This is a genomic window from Streptomyces sp. bgisy159, assembly GCF_965341775.1.
Classification (GTDB): domain Bacteria; phylum Actinomycetota; class Actinomycetes; order Streptomycetales; family Streptomycetaceae; genus Streptomyces.
The window spans coordinates 1-1,212 of sequence record NZ_CBDQZH010000120.1; the positions used below are offsets into that span (position 1 = coordinate 1).

Consider the following 1,212-nt stretch of genomic DNA (forward strand, 5'->3'; position numbering starts at 1 on the left):
TCAGACGCCATCCGCTTACCGTTCGGCAGGCTTGATCAGTCGAACAGGGTTCCTGTTCGGGTGATCTCTCGGTGGTCGGGGCATAGCGGCAGGGCCTCTTGGTAGCTCGGGGTTGCGATCCCAACCGAGTAGTACCAGGAGGCCCTGTTGTCGCAGTCTGTCGCGCTTGCGGCCGTGGAGTCCAACGCGCCGTCTCCTGCGTGTGACTGTCTCGCGCACAGGTTCGGCAACGCGGCGGACGGACCGGACCGCGTGCGGTGTTACGGCTCCGACCTGACGGAGGCAGAGTGGCAGGTCCTCCGGCCGTTGCTGCCGGTTCCCGCGTGGCTTCAGGGGCGGGGCGGACGACCGGAGGGCTATTGCCACCGCGTCATGCTGGACGCCGTCCGCTATGTCGTCGACAACGGCGTCAAGTGGGTCAACCTGCCCTGTGACTTCCCGCCGTACCGGCGGGTGCACGCGTTCGCCCGCCGCTGGCAGGTGACGGGCTTGCTCGCCGAGCTCCACGACCGGCTGCGCGACAAAGTACGCCAGAAGGATGGCCGTGATGTGGACCCGACGGCCGCCGTCGTGGACTCACAGTCAGTGCGGGCAGCGGCGAACATCCCGCGCTTCACGTCCGGCTGGGACGGCGGCAAGAGGGTGGGCGGGCGCAAGCGACACCTGGTGGTGGACTGTCTCGGCCTGGTCCTGGCCGTCGCGGTGACCGCGGCGAACGTGCAGGACCGGGACGCCGCGGTGCCTCTGCTGGAGCGGCTGCGCAGGCTGTACTTCTCCGTCCGGCTCGTCTGGGCGGACGGCGGCTATGCGGGGCGCCTGGTCGACTGGGCGGCTGAGAACCTCCACCTCACGCTCGAGATCGTCAAACGCTCGGACGACACCACGGGGTTCGTGGTGCTGCCGCGGAGGTGGGTGGTGGAAAGAACGCTGAGCTGGCTGATGCGCTCGCGTCGCCTGGTGCGTGACTACGAGACGCTGCCCGCCATGCACGAGGCCATGGTGCTGTGGTCCATGACCATGCTCATGAGCAGCCGCCTGGCCGGGCGCCGCCCCGGCGCCTTCAGCCGGCCGTCGTCCCGAGCGGAGTGAACACCCCTGGCCGTGTCTGAAGTGCCCACCCTCGTTCCACCAGGCGTTTCGCCTTCGACCGCAGCCCCTCGACCTTCGCCGGGACCGCCTGAAGGCCCAGCGCAGCGGCCAGCTGCTGGCACC

The 1,212-nt window shown here is 69.2% G+C and carries 1 protein-coding gene; it reads left to right on the top strand.

What is annotated here, in order from left to right; translation table 11 throughout:
* Positions 1-252 precede the first annotated feature (252 nt).
* A complete protein-coding gene (locus tag ACSLTV_RS36085) occupies positions 253-1,089 on the top strand; it encodes an IS5 family transposase (protein WP_432159253.1) in 837 nt (278 codons plus the stop codon).
* The last annotated feature ends 123 nt before the right edge of the window (positions 1,090-1,212 follow it).